Here is a 16282-nt window from a genome sequence, read left to right as displayed (position 1 = left end):
ATGGCTCCCTTATTGTTGTTGGGCAAATTCAGCTAATAGCGGCCAGCGTTTAAGCGCTGCCGCCAACTGTTCCCGCTGGGAAATATCGGTGTAGTCTATTTCGGGTAACGAAAAGGCCTTCGTCAGCGCCAGGAAGTCATTTTGGAATGTGTACCCCAGGCTGGAATCGACTGGCGTTACGGGCTCATTATTATGCATTCTTATTCTATCCCTTCGAGTAACTTTGCATGTTTAGGTCTATCCGGGCATCCTGCCCTCGAATTTCGATTTACATGCTAAATCTGATGTTCTTTAATTTCAATGTTAGGTTTATTTCTGGGCTTTCGCTAGTAAACTGAGATACAGATAAATTAGATGAAATGAGGGACACCGTGGGCTCCATATTTTCTATTGGCATTCAGCCATTATGGGATGAATTGCGCCACATGCCGGTTGGAGGAGTCTGGTGGATTAATACAGACCGGGACGAGGAAGCTGTCCGCCTGGTAAACCAGACCATCGCCGCGCAGGATAAACTCTCCCGCGTTGCCGTCATTACAATGGGTGATGATCCCAATAAGATAGTTTCGCTTGAAAGTGAACAAGGTCCACAAACTGTACGGTTATTTACCATGCCGTCAGATGCAGATAATCTTTCCTTTTTGCCGCGCGATATAGATTGCTCCATTGATCCGGATCACTATTTATTGATTCTTAAATGCGCTAATAACGCATTGCAGAATATATCTTCTGAGAAACTACTCAATTACCTTGAAAGTTTCCATAAGTGGGCCAGGAATCGAAAGTGCACGGTTTTGGTCGTCAATCCGGGCAGCAATAATGACAAGTTATTCTCGCTTCTGATGGCTGAATATCGTTCTCTTTATGGCCTGGCAAGCCTTCACTATCAGAGCGACAGCTATCTTTACGATATTGCGTTTTGGTGCAACGAAAAGGGCGTGAGCGCGCGGCAACAGCTGACGCTGACCTCTGAGTCCGGCGAATGGCATCTTGCTCAGCAGGAGGAAACCGTTGTTCAGCCGCGCAGCGATGAAAAGCGTATTCTTAGCCACATTGCCGTGTTGGAAGGTGCGCCCGCGCTTTCTGAGAATTGGTCATTGTTCGACAACAACGAAGCCTTATTTAATGAAGCCCGTACGACGCAAGCCGCGACCATCGTTTTCGCCCTAGCCCAGAACAACCAAATCGAAACGCTGGCGAGACAAATTCATACGCTGCGCCGCCAGCGTGGCAGCGCATTAAAAATCGTGGTGCGAGAAAGCAGCACCAGCCTGCGGGCTACTGACGAACGGCTGCTGCTGGGATGCGGCGCCAATATGGTTGTGCCCTGGAACGCCCCGCTATCGCGCTGCCTGACGCTTATCGAAAGCATTCAGGGCCAGCAGTTTAGCCGCCACGTACCGGAAGATATTTCCACGCTGCTCTCCATGACCCAGCCGATGAAGCTCCGTGGATACCAGAAATGGGACACCTTCTGCGATGCGGTCAGCAATATGATGAACAACACGCTGCTGCCGGCCGACGGTAAAGGCGTGATGGTCGCCCTGCGTCCCGTTCCCGGGATTCGCGTTGAGCAGGCGCTAACGCTGTGCCGCCCAAACCGTACCGGCGATATTATGACGATTGGCGACAACCGTCTGGTGCTGTTCCTGTCCTTCTGCCGGGTTAACGATCTCGATACGGCACTCAACCATATTTTCCCGCTGCCGACCGGAGATATTTTTTCTAACCGCATGATTTGGTTTGAAGATAACCTGATCGGTGCGGAAGTCACGCAAATGCGTTCTCTTACCCCCGAGCAGTGGGCGAAACCCCTTCCAATAACGAGCGATGCCAAGCCTGTTCTCAACGCCAGGCATGATGGACACATCTGGCGCCGGGTTCCGGAACCGCTTCGTTTATTATCTGAAAATCAAGAGGGTGCCTCATCATGAACATCAGCGATATCATTCAGCTGGTCATCCTTTGTGCACTAATTTTTTTCCCGCTTGGCTACTATGCGCGCCATTCGCTTCGCCGTCTTCGCGATACAGCCAGAATGTTATTTGTAAAACCTCGCTACGTTAAACCAGCCGGAACACTGACACGAGCTCCGCAAGTCAAGGCAAACCGAAAACATGACTAACTCTTCCTATACCACGTCGGCTCCCTCACCGCTGTGGCAATACTGGCGCGGCCTTTCCGGCTGGAATTTTTACTTCCTGGTGAAGTTTGGGCTGCTGTGGGCGGGCTATCTTAACTTCCATCCGCTGGCTAACCTGGTGTTTATGGCATTCCTGCTGATGCCCATTCCCAGCCTCAGGCTCCACCGCATCCGCCACTGGGTTGCCATTCCAATCGGGTTTGCGCTGTTCTGGCATGATACCTGGCTGCCCGGCCCGGATAGCATCATGAGCCAGGGATCGCAGGTTGCCGGCTTTAGCGCTGACTACATCCTTGATTTAACCCAGCGCTTCATTAACTGGCAGATGATCGGCGCGGTCTTCGTGCTGCTGGTTGCCTGGCTTTTCCTCGCCCAGTGGGTGCGCGTCACCGTGTTTGTGGTGGCTATTCTGGTCTGGCTGAACGTGCTTACGCTGGCAGGCCCAAGCTTCTCTCTGTGGCCAGCCGGTCAGCCAACAACGACCGTTACGACGACGGGCGGCTCTGCTGCGGCGACGGTTGCTACTGCAGGCGATACGCCTGTGGTGGGCGATATCCCGGCACAAACGGCACCGCCGACGTCGGCAAACCTGAACAACTGGCTCTCAAGCTTCTATGCCGCTGAAGACAAGCGTCAGACCAAATTCCCGGATGCACTTCCTGCGGACGCACAGCCGTTTGAACTGCTGGTGATTAACATTTGCTCCCTGTCCTGGGCGGACGTGGAGGCTGCCGGGCTGATGTCGCATCCACTCTGGTCGCATTTTGATATTCAGTTTAAAGATTTTAACTCTGCGACCTCCTACAGCGGCCCGGCGGCCATCCGCCTGCTGCGAGCGAGCTGTGGACAGCAATCGCATAAAAACCTCTATCAGCCGGCGGGTAATCAGTGCTACCTGTTCGATAACCTGGCGAAACTGGGCTTCACGCAGCACCTGATGCTGGGCCACAACGGTCAGTTCGGTAACTTCCTGAAGGAAGTGCGCGAAGAAGGCGGTATGCAGGCTGCGCTGATGGACCAGACCGGTTTACCTGTGCCTCTGCTGGGCTTCGACGGTTCGCCGGTTTACGATGATACCGCCGTGCTGCAGCGCTGGTTAGATACCACCGGAAAGGACGATAACCCGCGTAGCGCAACGTTCTATAACACACTGCCGCTGCATGACGGTAACCACTTCCCTGGCGTGAGCAAAACCGCCGATTACAAGGTCCGCGCCCAGAAGTTCTTCGATGAGCTCGATGCATTCTTTACCGAGCTGGAAAAATCAGGCCGTAAGGTCATGGTGGTGGTTGTGCCGGAACATGGTGCTGCGCTGAAAGGCGACAGAATGCAGGTGTCTGGCCTGCGCGATATCCCAAGCCCTTCGATCACCAACGTTCCTGCCGGCATTAAGTTCTTCGGTATGAAAGCCCCGCATCAGGGCGCGCCGATTGAGATTACGCAGCCAAGCAGCTATCTGGCGATTTCAGAGCTGGTAGCACGTGCGGTAGATGGGAAGCTTTTCGTAGAAGACAGCGTGAACTGGGATCAGCTCACCAGTAACCTGCCGCAGACTGCAGAGGTGTCCGAAAACGCTAATGCGGTGGTGATTCAGTACCAGAATAAACCTTACGTTCGCCTGAACGGCGGGGACTGGGTGCCGTATCCGCAGTGAATTTAAATCAGTAAAAAGGGAGCCAGTGGCTCCCTTTTTTATTCCGCGCTTCGTAGTGAAATCTCACCGCCAACCCAGGGCTTTATCACCCCATCCTGCTCAAGCAGCAGGGCCCCCTGCGCATCAATGCCGCGAGACGTGCCGTAGACCTCTTTTTCGCCAATCAGCAACTTCACCGGCCGGTTAATAAAGTTATCCAGCTTTTCCCAGCGTGAAAGGAAAGGTGCCAACCCCTCTTGCTCAAAGAGGGTGAGCGCCGTACGGAGATCTTTGATCAGCCGCACCGCGAGGGTGTTACGATCTATTTTCACCCCGGCCTCCTGCAGGTTCGTCCAGGCCTGATTGACCACCTCGCTCTGCACGTTGCGCATCACCATATTCAGGCCGGCACCAATCACGATCTGCGCAGCATCACCGGTTTTTCCCGTCAGTTCTACCAGGATGCCCGCCAGCTTGCGATCCTTCAGATAGAGATCGTTGGGCCATTTAACCCGTACGTCTTTGGCTCCCAGATCCTGCAGCACTTCCGCCATGATGATACCAATCACCAGGCTCAGCCCAACAGCCGCGGCCGGACCCTGCTCAAGACGCCAGAACATGGAAAGATAGAGGTTAGCACCGAACGGTGAGAACCACCTGCGCCCGCGGCGACCGCGTCCGGCCTGCTGATATTCAGCAACGCAAGCGTCACCTGATTCCAGCTCGGCGAGACGATCGAGAAGATACTGGTTGGTTGAATCGATGACGGGCAATACCGCAACCTTTCCCTGAACAACCTGACTGCGGATCAGCGCTTCATTCAGCAGTTGAATGGGCTCCGGCAGGCTGTATCCTTTTCCAGGGACCGTAAAAACATCGACGCCCCAATCTCTAAGCGTTTGAATATGCTTATTTATCGCAGCGCGGCTCATACCTAACCGCTCGCCCAGCTGCTCACCTGAATGAAACTCGCCGTCTGCAAGAATGCCGATCAGCGTCAGAGGGATTGTATTGTCCTTCACGTAATGGTCTCCACGGCGTTCACTTCACCTTTACAGCCAATGAAGCGTACTTCTGGCTCTAGCCAGACGTTAAATTTTTCGCCAACGCGCTGACGGACATAATGGGCCAGCTGGACGACATCCTGGCTGGTCGCATCGTGTTGATTTATCAGTACCAACGCCTGCTGACGGTGAACGGCAGCCCCTCCGACCGCAGTGCCTTTTAAGTCGCACCGATCGATAAGCCATCCCGCAGCCAGCTTCACGCTGCCATCTGCCTGAGGATAATGCGGAGCCGACGGCCAGCCAGCAAGAAATGCTTTTGCATCTTCGCCGCTTATAACCGGGTTTTTGAAGAAACTCCCGGCATTTCCGTTCACTTTCGGATCGGGGAGTTTCGTCATTCGCATATGGCAAACCGAGTCAAACACTTCACGAGGGCTGACCGTTGCCGGATCGAGACGGGCTAAATCGCCGTAGGTCAGGACCGGGTTCCATTGTTTCGCCAGACGCAGGCCAACGGCCACAATGACGTAGCGATCCTGATATTCGTGTTTGAAAATACTGTCACGATAGCCAAAACGGCACTGCTCAGCGGTTAAGCGCTGGGCGCTTCCCGTTGCTAACTCAATGCAGTCAACGTATTCGCAGACGTGCTTCAGTTCGATGCCATAGGCACCAATATTTTGAATCGGAGACGATCCCGCGCAGCCAGGAATGAGGGCGAGGTTTTCCAGCCCTGGCATGCCTTTTTCCAGGGTGAACTGCACTAGATGGTGCCAGTTCTCCCCCGCCCCAACGTGCAAGTGCCAGCTGTCTGCCCGCTCTTCAACAGCAATTCCCATGATGCGATTGACGATTACCGTGCCCGCAAAATCATCGAGAAACAAGACATTACTTCCCTCGCCGAGGATCAGGACAGGTTCATCTTTTTCTGCTGCGCTTTGCCAGGCATCCAGCAATTGCTGAGCGCTATCGGCACGTACAATCTGATTAGCATTCTGTTGAATGCCAAAGGTATTCCAGGGCTTAAGGGAATGATTCATAGACGCTATCCTGATGCAAAAACCGGGATAGTTTACCGTATATACGGATGAATAGGTGATCAGTTTCTGGAAAGCAGGAAGGGGCAAAAACGCAAAAAGGCCATCCTTCCGGATGGCCTCTTCACTTGTTTGATGCCTGGCAGTTCCCTACTCTCACATGGGGAGACCCCACACTACCATCGGCGCTACGGCGTTTCACTTCTGAGTTCGGCATGGGGTCAGGTGGGACCACCGCGCTAAAGCCGCCAGGCAAATTCTGTTATCTGTATCAGGCTGAATTTTGATTGTTCGTCTCTTCGCCAAAACACCTTCGGCGTTGTAAGGTTAAGCCTCACGGTTCATTAGTATCGGTTAGCTCAACGCATCGCTGCGCTTACACACCCGACCTATCAACGTCGTCGTCTTCAACGTTCCTTCAGGACCCTTAAAGGGTCAGGGAGAACTCATCTCGGGGCAAGTTTCGTGCTTAGATGCTTTCAGCACTTATCTCTTCCGCATTTAGCTACCGGGCAGTGCCATTGGCATGACAACCCGAACACCAGTGATGCGTCCACTCCGGTCCTCTCGTACTAGGAGCAGCCCCCCTCAATTCTCCAGCGCCCACGGCAGATAGGGACCGAACTGTCTCACGACGTTCTAAACCCAGCTCGCGTACCACTTTAAATGGCGAACAGCCATACCCTTGGGACCTACTTCAGCCCCAGGATGTGATGAGCCGACATCGAGGTGCCAAACACCGCCGTCGATATGAACTCTTGGGCGGTATCAGCCTGTTATCCCCGGAGTACCTTTTATCCGTTGAGCGATGGCCCTTCCATTCAGAACCACCGGATCACTATGACCTGCTTTCGCACCTGCTCGAGCCGTCACTCTCGCAGTCAAGCTAGCTTATGCCATTGCACTAACCTCCTGATGTCCGACCAGGATTAGCTAACCTTCGTGCTCCTCCGTTACTCTTTGGGAGGAGACCGCCCCAGTCAAACTACCCACCAGACACTGTCCGCAACCCGGATCACGGGTCTACGTTAGAACACCAGCCATTAAAGGGTGGTATTTCAAGGTTGGCTCCACGCAGACTGGCGTCCACGCTTCAAAGCCTCCCACCTATCCTACACATCAAGGACCAGTGTTCAGTGTCAAGCTATAGTAAAGGTTCACGGGGTCTTTCCGTCTTGCCGCGGGTACACTGCATCTTCACAGCGAGTTCAATTTCACTGAGTCTCGGGTGGAGACAGCCTGGCCATCATTACGCCATTCGTGCAGGTCGGAACTTACCCGACAAGGAATTTCGCTACCTTAGGACCGTTATAGTTACGGCCGCCGTTTACCGGGGCTTCGATCAAGAGCTTCGCGTTGCCGCTAACCCCATCAATTAACCTTCCGGCACCGGGCAGGCGTCACACCGTATACGTCCACTTTCGTGTTTGCACAGTGCTGTGTTTTTAATAAACAGTTGCAGCCAGCTGGTATCTTCGACTGATTTCAGCTCCACCCGCAGGGGCTTCACCTACATATCAGCGTGCCTTCTCCCGAAGTTACGGCACCATTTTGCCTAGTTCCTTCACCCGAGTTCTCTCAAGCGCCTTGGTATTCTCTACCTGACCACCTGTGTCGGTTTGGGGTACGATTTCGTGTTACCTGATGCTTAGAGGCTTTTCCTGGAAGCAGGGCATTTATCACTTCAGCACCGTAGTGCCTCGTCGTCACACCTCAGCGTTAATAAGGTACCGGATTTACCTGGAACCTCCGCCTACATGCTTAAACCGGGACAACCGTCGCCCGGCTGACATAGCCTTCTCCGTCCCCCCTTCGCAGTAACACCAAGTACAGGAATATTAACCTGTTTCCCATCGACTACGCCTTTCGGCCTCGCCTTAGGGGTCGACTCACCCTGCCCCGATTAACGTTGGACAGGAACCCTTGGTCTTCCGGCGAGCGGGCTTTTCACCCGCTTTATCGTTACTTATGTCAGCATTCGCACTTCTGATACCTCCAGCAACCCTCACAGGCCACCTTCAACGGCTTACAGAACGCTCCCCTACCCAACAACACCTGAGTGTCGCTGCCGCAGCTTCGGTGCATGGTTTAGCCCCGTTACATCTTCCGCGCAGGCCGACTCGACCAGTGAGCTATTACGCTTTCTTTAAATGATGGCTGCTTCTAAGCCAACATCCTGGCTGTCTGTGCCTTCCCACATCGTTTCCCACTTAACCATGACTTTGGGACCTTAGCTGGCGGTCTGGGTTGTTTCCCTCTTCACGACGGACGTTAGCACCCGCCGTGTGTCTCCCGTGATAACATTCTTCGGTATTCGTAGTTTGCATCGGGTTGGTAAGCCGGGATGGCCCCCTAGCCGAAACAGTGCTCTACCCCCGAAGATGAGTTCACGAGGCGCTACCTAAATAGCTTTCGGGGAGAACCAGCTATCTCCCGGTTTGATTGGCCTTTCACCCCCAGCCACAGGTCATCCGCTAATTTTTCAACATTAGTCGGTTCGGTCCTCCAGTTAGTGTTACCCAACCTTCAACCTGCCCATGGCTAGATCACCGGGTTTCGGGTCTATACCCTGCAACTTAACGCCCAGTTAAGACTCGGTTTCCCTTCGGCTCCCCTATACGGTTAACCTTGCTACAGAATATAAGTCGCTGACCCATTATACAAAAGGTACGCAGTCACACCACGAAGGTGCTCCCACTGCTTGTACGTACACGGTTTCAGGTTCTTTTTCACTCCCCTCGCCGGGGTTCTTTTCGCCTTTCCCTCACGGTACTGGTTCACTATCGGTCAGTCAGGAGTATTTAGCCTTGGAGGATGGTCCCCCCATATTCAGACAGGATACCACGTGTCCCGCCCTACTCTTCGAGTTCACAGCCTGTGTGCTTTCGTGTACGGGACTGTCACCCTGTACCGTGCGACTTTCCAGACGCTTCCACTAACACACAAGCTGATTCAGACTCTGGGCTGCTCCCCGTTCGCTCGCCGCTACTGGGGGAATCTCGGTTGATTTCTTTTCCTCGGGGTACTTAGATGTTTCAGTTCCCCCGGTTCGCCTCGTTAACCTATGTATTCAGTTAACGATAGTGTGACGAATCACACTGGGTTTCCCCATTCGGACATCGCCGGGTCAAGGGTTCATATCACCTCGCCGGCGCTTTTCGCAGATTAGCACGTCCTTCATCGCCTCTGACTGCCAGGGCATCCACCGTGTACGCTTAGTCGCTTAACCTCACAACCCGAAGATGTTTCTTTCGATTCATCGTCGTAATTGCGAAAATTTGAGAGACTCGAACACACATAGCATGTGTGTCGTTTCAATTTTCAGCTTGATCCAGATTTTTAAAGAGCAAAACTTCTTAATGCACTCAAAAGTACATTCAGAAGTTTATCATTCATCAGACAATCTGTGTGGACACTACAAAGGCAGGTTCTTTAAGGTAAGGAGGTGATCCAACCGCAGGTTCCCCTACGGTTACCTTGTTACGACTTCACCCCAGTCATGAATCACAAAGTGGTAAGCGCCCTCCCGAAGGTTAAGCTACCTACTTCTTTTGCAACCCACTCCCATGGTGTGACGGGCGGTGTGTACAAGGCCCGGGAACGTATTCACCGTAGCATTCTGATCCACGATTACTAGCGATTCCGACTTCATGGAGTCGAGTTGCAGACTCCAATCCGGACTACGACGTACTTTATGAGGTCCGCTTGCTCTCGCGAGGTCGCTTCTCTTTGTATACGCCATTGTAGCACGTGTGTAGCCCTACTCGTAAGGGCCATGATGACTTGACGTCATCCCCACCTTCCTCCAGTTTATCACTGGCAGTCTCCTTTGAGTTCCCGGCCTAACCGCTGGCAACAAAGGATAAGGGTTGCGCTCGTTGCGGGACTTAACCCAACATTTCACAACACGAGCTGACGACAGCCATGCAGCACCTGTCTCAGAGTTCCCGAAGGCACCAAAGCATCTCTGCTAAGTTCTCTGGATGTCAAGAGTAGGTAAGGTTCTTCGCGTTGCATCGAATTAAACCACATGCTCCACCGCTTGTGCGGGCCCCCGTCAATTCATTTGAGTTTTAACCTTGCGGCCGTACTCCCCAGGCGGTCTATTTAACGCGTTAGCTCCGGAAGCCACGCCTCAAGGGCACAACCTCCAAATAGACATCGTTTACGGCGTGGACTACCAGGGTATCTAATCCTGTTTGCTCCCCACGCTTTCGCACCTGAGCGTCAGTCTTCGTCCAGGGGGCCGCCTTCGCCACCGGTATTCCTCCAGATCTCTACGCATTTCACCGCTACACCTGGAATTCTACCCCCCTCTACGAGACTCAAGCCTGCCAGTTTCGAATGCAGTTCCCAGGTTGAGCCCGGGGATTTCACATCCGACTTGACAGACCGCCTGCGTGCGCTTTACGCCCAGTAATTCCGATTAACGCTTGCACCCTCCGTATTACCGCGGCTGCTGGCACGGAGTTAGCCGGTGCTTCTTCTGCGGGTAACGTCAATCGACAAGGTTATTAACCTTATCGCCTTCCTCCCCGCTGAAAGTACTTTACAACCCGAAGGCCTTCTTCATACACGCGGCATGGCTGCATCAGGCTTGCGCCCATTGTGCAATATTCCCCACTGCTGCCTCCCGTAGGAGTCTGGACCGTGTCTCAGTTCCAGTGTGGCTGGTCATCCTCTCAGACCAGCTAGGGATCGTCGCCTAGGTGAGCCGTTACCCCACCTACTAGCTAATCCCATCTGGGCACATCCGATGGCAAGAGGCCCGAAGGTCCCCCTCTTTGGTCTTGCGACGTTATGCGGTATTAGCTACCGTTTCCAGTAGTTATCCCCCTCCATCGGGCAGTTTCCCAGACATTACTCACCCGTCCGCCGCTCGTCACCCGAGAGCAAGCTCTCTGTGCTACCGCTCGACTTGCATGTGTTAGGCCTGCCGCCAGCGTTCAATCTGAGCCATGATCAAACTCTTCAATTTAAGTTTGATGCTCGTGAATTAAACTTCGTAATGAATTACGTGTTCACTCAGAGACTTGGTATTCATTTATTGTCCGAAGACATTAAGAATCCATGTCACTTTGAGTGCCCACACAGATTGTCTGATAAATTGTTAAAGAGCAGTGCAACGCAGCTTTCGCTCACCGTTGCGAGGTGGCGTATAATACGCTTTCCTCTTTCAGAGTCAACCCGTTATTTCAGGATTTTTCTCTTCAACCGACCGGGTTGTTTGTGAAGTGATTCACATCTGCCGTGTCGATGGAGGCGCATTATAGGGGGTTCTCGCCGCGCCGCAACCGCTAAATGACAGAAAAATGACTGACTGCTGCATTCCACAGCAAAACCCCGCCTTATACCCTTTTACACACAGACTTATCCACAATGATACGAAAAAGTAAAAATGTGCGAGCGTTGCGCAAACGTTTTCGTTAAAATGCTCGCGCTTTGCAAGGATGCTCCGTCAGGTGTGTTAGATGAGTTTTTCGCTGGAAAATTCATCTAACGCTCTCTGTAATCGTGAAATCCAGGGGATTTACCATGCAACAACGTCGTCCAGTCCGCCGCGCTCTGCTCAGTGTTTCTGATAAAGCCGGTATCGTCGAATTCGCTCAGGCACTTTCTGCACGTGGTGTAGAGCTGCTTTCTACAGGCGGCACCGCTCGCCTGTTAGCAGATAAAGGTCTGCCGGTAACCGAAGTATCCGATTACACCGGTTTCCCGGAAATGATGGATGGACGCGTCAAGACCCTGCACCCGAAAGTGCATGGCGGTATCCTCGGTCGTCGCGGTCAGGACGACGGCATCATGGAACAACATGATATTGCGCCGATTGACATGGTTGTCGTTAATCTCTATCCGTTCGCCCAGACCGTGGCCCGCGAAGGCTGTTCTCTGGAAGACGCTGTTGAGAATATCGATATCGGCGGCCCGACCATGGTGCGCTCCGCAGCCAAGAACCATAAAGATGTCGCCATTGTCGTAAAGAGCAGCGACTACGAAAGCATTATTAATGAGATGGATGCCAACGAAGGGTCGCTCACTCTGGCTACCCGCTTCGACCTCGCCATCAAAGCCTTTGAACACACCGCCGCGTACGACAGCACGATCGCCAACTACTTTGGTAGCCTGGTGCCCGCTTACCACGGTGAAGGCAACGAACCTTCCGGCCGCTTCCCGCGCACCCTGAACCTGAACTTTATCAAGAAGCAGGATATGCGCTACGGCGAGAACAGCCATCAGCAGGCTGCTTTCTATATAGAAGAAGAGGTAAAAGAGGCTTCGGTCGCGACGGCCCAGCAGGTACAGGGCAAGGCGCTCTCTTATAACAATATTGCAGATACCGATGCGGCCCTGGAGTGCGTGAAAGAGTTCAGCGAACCGGCCTGCGTTATCGTCAAGCACGCGAATCCGTGCGGCGTGGCGGTAAGCACCTCTATTCTGGATGCCTACGATCGCGCCTACAAAACCGATCCAACTTCCGCGTTCGGCGGCATTATCGCCTTCAACCGCGAGCTGGATGCGGAAACCGCGCAGGCCATTATCTCCCGTCAGTTTGTTGAAGTGATCATTGCGCCGTCCGCCACGGAAGAAGCCTTGAAAATCACCGCCGCCAAACAGAACGTGCGCGTGCTGATTTGCGGCCAATGGGCAGAACGCGTGCCGGGCCTGGACTTCAAGCGCGTCAACGGTGGCCTGCTGGTTCAGGAGCGCGATCTGGGCATGGTGACAGAAGCCGACCTGCGCGTGGTGACCAAACGTCAGCCAACCGAACAGGAACTGCGTGACGCGCTGTTCTGCTGGAAAGTGGCGAAGTTCGTCAAATCCAACGCCATTGTTTACGCCAAAGAGAAGATGACCATCGGGATTGGCGCAGGCCAGATGAGCCGCGTTTACTCCGCGAAAATTGCCGGTATTAAAGCTGGCGATGAAGGTCTGGAAGTGAAAGGTTCCGCCATGGCTTCCGACGCGTTCTTCCCGTTCCGCGACGGTATCGACGCGGCAGCGGCAGTGGGTATCACCTGCGTGATCCAGCCTGGCGGTTCAATCCGCGATGACGAAGTCATTGCCGCTGCCGACGAACACGGTATCGCGATGATCTTCACCGACATGCGTCACTTCCGCCATTAATCCACGGAGCACAGAATGAAAGTATTAGTGATTGGTAACGGCGGACGCGAACACGCCCTGGCGTGGAAAGCAGCCCAGTCCCCGCAGGTGGAAACCGTCTTTGTGGCTCCGGGTAACGCCGGCACCGCGCTGGAGCCCGCGCTGCAAAATGTCGCTATCGGCGTAACCGATATCCCGGCGCTGCTGAACTTTGCCCAAAGCGAGAAAATCGACCTGACCATCGTCGGCCCGGAAGCGCCGCTGGTGATCGGCGTGGTAGACGCCTTCCGCGCGGCAGGTCTGAAAATCTTTGGCCCGACGGAGGGCGCCGCGCAGCTGGAAGGCTCGAAAGCGTTCACCAAAGATTTCCTTGCACGCCACAACATCCCGACGGCGGAATATCAGAACTTTACCGAAGTGGAGCCCGCGCTGGCTTACCTGCGTCAGAAAGGCGCGCCGATTGTCATCAAGGCCGACGGTCTGGCGGCTGGTAAAGGCGTTATCGTGGCGATGACGCTCGAAGAAGCCGAAGCCGCAGTACAGGATATGCTGGCGGGTAACGCCTTTGGCGACGCGGGCCACCGCATCGTGATCGAAGAGTTCCTCGACGGTGAAGAGGCAAGCTTTATCGTGATGGTCGACGGCGAGCACGTCCTGCCGATGGCCACCAGCCAGGATCATAAGCGCGTGGGTAACGCAGATACCGGCCCGAATACCGGTGGGATGGGCGCTTACTCCCCTGCGCCAGTGGTCACTGACGAAGTGCATCAGCGCACCATGGAGCGCATCATCTGGCCTACCGTTAAAGGGATGGCGGCGGAAGGCAACACCTACACCGGTTTCCTCTATGCGGGCCTGATGATCGACAGGCAGGGCAACCCGAAGGTGATCGAATTTAACTGCCGCTTCGGCGATCCGGAAACGCAGCCAATCATGCTGCGCATGAAATCCGATCTGGTAGATCTTTGCCTGGCCGCCTGTGAAGGCAAGCTGGATGAGAAAACCTCCGAGTGGGACGAGCGCGCCTCTCTGGGCGTGGTCATCGCTGCGGGCGGTTATCCTGGCAATTACAGCACCGGGGATGAAATCCACGGTCTGCCGCTCGAATCTGTCGAAGGCGCGAAAGTCTTCCATGCGGGTACGAAGCTGGCTGATGACGATCGTGTACTCACCAACGGTGGCCGCGTGCTGTGCGCGACCGCGCTGGGCAATACCGTTGCTGAAGCGCAGAAGCGTGCCTATGCGCTGATGGCGGATATTCACTGGAACGGCAGCTTCAGCCGCCAGGATATCGGTTATCGCGCGATTGCGCGTGAGCAAGGCGAATAATTTCACACCCTCACCCTCTCCCAAAGGGCTGAGAAATCCCCAGAAAAATGAAAAGCACGATGAAGTGTGATCTACTGATTGCGCCAACAAAACAGAAGAGACCTCATCGTGCCTTTACATACAGTCTGCCAGAGATTTTTCTCCTCGTCTTTATCCGGTATTCATTCCTTCCGGATTAATGTCCTTGTTTCCATTGCTGTCGCCCTTACACACGGTGCCAGTCTGACCCTGACCAGCCTTGGCCGTAACCTTCCCGGCAGGGCGCATGTCAAAAACAAAATTAAACGTGTCGATCGCGCCCTGGGCAATTCTGCCCTTCATCGCGATATTCCCCGTATCCAGCATATGCTCACCCATGCCATCACGTCCCTGATGCCCTTTTGTGTTATCGCCGTCGACTGGACCGGCTGGCATGACAGGAACTGGCATCTTCTGCGGGCCAGTCTGGTCTGTAACGGGCGCTCACTTCCGCTTATGAGCGAGCTCGTTCCCGCGGAGCGGGCTCAGAACAGCGACGTCCAGTGCCGCTTCCTCGAGCGTCTCCATGATGCCATCCCGAAAGATAAATCCGTCACCGTCATTACCGACGCGGGCTTCAGGACGGACTGGTTCCGTCATGTCGCTCACCTGGGCTGGACCTTCACTGGCCGGGTCAGGGGCTGCATCAGCTTCCGGCTGGAGGGCGAGAGAAAATGGATGAAAATCAGCGAGCTGCAGGCCAGTCAGACGCCGAAATATGTAGGTTACGGCGTTCTGTCCCGTAAACCGCGCACGCCCTGTTACGGAAGGTTTTATCTGCATAAACGTCCCGGAGCGGGACGTCATGGTAAGGGAGGGATGCCGAAAACACAGCGGGAACACCGCAGCAGCGCGCAGGAGCCGTGGCTGCTGTTCAGTAATGCGCAGGAACTGGAGCCCTGCCAGATAATGGAGCTGTACAGCCGCAGAATGCAGATAGAGCAAAACTTCCGGGACGACAAAAGCCCCCGGTTCGGGTTCGGCCTGAGGCTAAGCCGGAGTCAGGGGAAAGGACGGCTGGAAGTACTGAATATGGTCGCGGCGATGGCGAGCCTGGTGATGTGGCTGGCGGGCTACAGGGCGGAAAAGCAGCGGCTGCACTGGCACTATCAGGCAAGCAGCATCCGGTGCAGGCGGGTTCTGTCTTACCTGAGGCTGGCAGAGGAAGTGATCAGGCATGCTCCCCGGAAAGTGCGGCGGCTCAATATGGGTAACGAGCTGAAAAATCTCGGAAAAGAGTACAGTAATATGGTCATGGAGGTATGACCATATTACTGGGGATCCCTCAGCCCAAAGGGAGAGGGGATTTACGTCAGAAACTCTTCTCTGTCGGCTGCCAGGTGCAGAAATCTTCGTTCGCCACCAGCAGCAGCTGAGAACCTTCCGGCGCTTCAAGCCACGCCACGCTCACCTCAACCGATGAATGACGCTGACGGCGCTCGATATGCGCAGTGGCCCAGGATTCGAGATCCGGCTTCACGGTCTGTCCTTCGCAGGTGGTTACCGTACCATCTGCGTGCCAGCGGCCCTGTCGCAGCACCACGCGCCCCTGACGCAGCGCATCGCTGGTCTGACGGATTTGCTCGGCACGGTATCGATAAAGCGCGATCTGATCGCTGGAAAGCTGCTGTTTATGACCGCTCACTTCACGCTGCATAAAGCTCAGCTCGCCGCGATCGTCGAAACGCACCTTTACGTGTTCGGGGGTCTTGCTGTAGATATTCAGCTCGATAAGCGACAGCGCGTCGCCCTGCCAGCGATACTCCGCCGTGGAGGTATTGCCGTTATGCCACGGGCTAAAGGCGGAAAGCAGATGAACGTCATCGCTGGAATCTTTACGCCAGATCCTGACCGCTCCCTGATTATCCGCGTAACCGCTGGCGGTAAACGGAGGAAGGGAATCATCATGGCTACAGGCAGACAGTAACAGCACGCCTGCCAGCGCGAGCGTACCACGCCAGATAGACAAAAGGGGCGTTACCGCCCCTTCGTTAAAACTGTTCACTGCCAC

Annotated in this window: 11 protein-coding genes and 3 rRNA genes; 6 read left to right on the top strand and 8 right to left on the bottom strand. The window is 54.4% G+C overall.

The features are described from left to right. Positions 1-9 precede the first annotated feature (9 nt). The gene (gene bcsR / locus V1599_RS03960; RefSeq protein WP_112012076.1) at positions 10-198 is read right to left on the bottom strand and encodes a cellulose biosynthesis protein BcsR; all 189 of its coding nucleotides are present in this window, start codon (positions 196-198) and stop codon (positions 10-12) included. Between the two features lie 173 nt (positions 199-371). Between bcsR and bcsE the strand changes: the two genes are divergently transcribed. From bcsE to bcsG, 3 genes are read left to right on the top strand one after another with little or no spacing between them, the layout of a single operon-like run. After that, positions 372-1934 (top strand): cellulose biosynthesis c-di-GMP-binding protein BcsE, encoded by a 1563-nt coding sequence (gene bcsE, locus V1599_RS03955; protein ID WP_112012075.1) that lies wholly within the window; start codon positions 372-374, stop codon positions 1932-1934. Further along, positions 1931-2125 carry a cellulose biosynthesis protein BcsF gene (gene bcsF, locus V1599_RS03950; protein WP_297122588.1) on the top strand — a complete coding sequence of 65 codons (195 nt, stop codon included), beginning with the start codon at positions 1931-1933 and terminating at the stop codon, positions 2123-2125. Before bcsE ends, bcsF begins: the two co-directional genes overlap by 4 nt. Continuing rightward, on the top strand, positions 2118-3797 hold the full coding sequence (gene bcsG, locus V1599_RS03945) for a cellulose biosynthesis protein BcsG (protein WP_112012073.1): 1680 nt from the start codon (positions 2118-2120) through the stop codon (positions 3795-3797). The genes bcsF and bcsG overlap by 8 nt, the downstream gene beginning before the upstream one ends. Positions 3798-3835: 38 nt before the next feature. Here the strand turns inward: bcsG and birA are convergent, their stop codons facing one another. The 5 genes from birA to V1599_RS03920 form a co-directional block, all read right to left on the bottom strand. Continuing rightward, the gene (gene birA / locus V1599_RS03940; protein ID WP_112012072.1) at positions 3836-4798 is read right to left on the bottom strand and encodes a bifunctional biotin--[acetyl-CoA-carboxylase] ligase/biotin operon repressor BirA; all 963 of its coding nucleotides are present in this window, start codon (positions 4796-4798) and stop codon (positions 3836-3838) included. Continuing rightward, the gene (gene murB, locus V1599_RS03935; protein WP_395301055.1) at positions 4795-5823 is read right to left on the bottom strand and encodes a UDP-N-acetylmuramate dehydrogenase; all 1029 of its coding nucleotides are present in this window, start codon (positions 5821-5823) and stop codon (positions 4795-4797) included. The genes birA and murB overlap by 4 nt, the downstream gene beginning before the upstream one ends. A 134-nt stretch (positions 5824-5957) precedes the next feature. After that, a 5S ribosomal RNA gene (gene rrf / locus V1599_RS03930) occupies positions 5958-6073 on the bottom strand. Between the two features lie 70 nt (positions 6074-6143). Beyond that, positions 6144-9049, bottom strand: a 23S ribosomal RNA gene (locus tag V1599_RS03925). Between the two features lie 209 nt (positions 9050-9258). Beyond that, a 16S ribosomal RNA gene (locus V1599_RS03920) occupies positions 9259-10798 on the bottom strand. Together the 16S, 23S and 5S rRNA genes form the textbook arrangement of a ribosomal RNA operon. A gap of 557 nt (positions 10799-11355) precedes the next feature. Between V1599_RS03920 and purH the strand changes: the two genes are divergently transcribed. Then, positions 11356-12945, top strand: a complete 1590-nt coding sequence (purH, locus tag V1599_RS03915) for a bifunctional phosphoribosylaminoimidazolecarboxamide formyltransferase/IMP cyclohydrolase (RefSeq protein WP_395301054.1) — start codon at positions 11356-11358, stop codon at positions 12943-12945. A 15-nt stretch (positions 12946-12960) separates the two neighbouring features. Next, positions 12961-14253, top strand: a complete 1293-nt coding sequence (gene purD, locus V1599_RS03910) for a phosphoribosylamine--glycine ligase (protein WP_112013178.1) — start codon at positions 12961-12963, stop codon at positions 14251-14253. A gap of 150 nt (positions 14254-14403) precedes the next feature. On the opposite strand, the gene V1599_RS03905 is transcribed toward purD, so the two are convergent. Then, positions 14404-14610: a hypothetical protein gene (locus tag V1599_RS03905; protein ID WP_395301604.1), complete on the bottom strand. Its 207-nt coding sequence runs from the start codon at positions 14608-14610 to the stop codon at positions 14404-14406. On the opposite strand from V1599_RS03905, the gene V1599_RS03900 reads away from it, so the two are divergent. Then, complete coding sequence (locus V1599_RS03900) at positions 14533-15537, top strand: IS4 family transposase (RefSeq protein ID WP_395301557.1); 1005 nt, start codon at positions 14533-14535, stop codon at positions 15535-15537. The two genes, V1599_RS03905 and V1599_RS03900, sit on opposite strands and share 78 nt — an antisense overlap. Positions 15538-15583: 46 nt before the next feature. Here V1599_RS03900 and V1599_RS03895 read toward each other — a convergent pair whose 3' ends face one another. Further along, positions 15584-16276: a DUF1481 domain-containing protein gene (locus V1599_RS03895; protein WP_112013177.1), complete on the bottom strand. Its 693-nt coding sequence runs from the start codon at positions 16274-16276 to the stop codon at positions 15584-15586. Between the last annotated feature and the right edge of the window lie 6 nt (positions 16277-16282).

Origin of the sequence: Enterobacter sp. ECC-175 (assembly GCF_043968675.1) — a bacterium.
In the GTDB taxonomy this organism is placed as follows: domain Bacteria; phylum Pseudomonadota; class Gammaproteobacteria; order Enterobacterales; family Enterobacteriaceae; genus Enterobacter.
Note: the sequence above shows the minus strand (reverse complement) of the source record. Positions and strands in the feature narration are given on the sequence as shown.

Bases quoted from the DNA above. Each gene is read 5' to 3' on its own strand.
- bcsR (WP_112012076.1), bottom strand. From the start codon at position 198: ATGCATAATAATGAGCCCGTAACGCCAGTCGATTCCAGCCTGGGGTAC.
- bcsF (WP_297122588.1), top strand. From the start codon at position 1,931: ATGAACATCAGCGATATCATTCAGCTGGTCATCCTTTGTGCACTAATT.
- bcsG (WP_112012073.1), top strand. From the start codon at position 2,118: ATGACTAACTCTTCCTATACCACGTCGGCTCCCTCACCGCTGTGGCAA.
- murB (WP_395301055.1), bottom strand. From the start codon at position 5,823: ATGAATCATTCCCTTAAGCCCTGGAATACCTTTGGCATTCAACAGAAT.
- purH (WP_395301054.1), top strand. From the start codon at position 11,356: ATGCAACAACGTCGTCCAGTCCGCCGCGCTCTGCTCAGTGTTTCTGAT.
- purD (WP_112013178.1), top strand. From the start codon at position 12,961: ATGAAAGTATTAGTGATTGGTAACGGCGGACGCGAACACGCCCTGGCG.
- V1599_RS03905 (WP_395301604.1), bottom strand. From the start codon at position 14,610: ATGGGTGAGCATATGCTGGATACGGGGAATATCGCGATGAAGGGCAGA.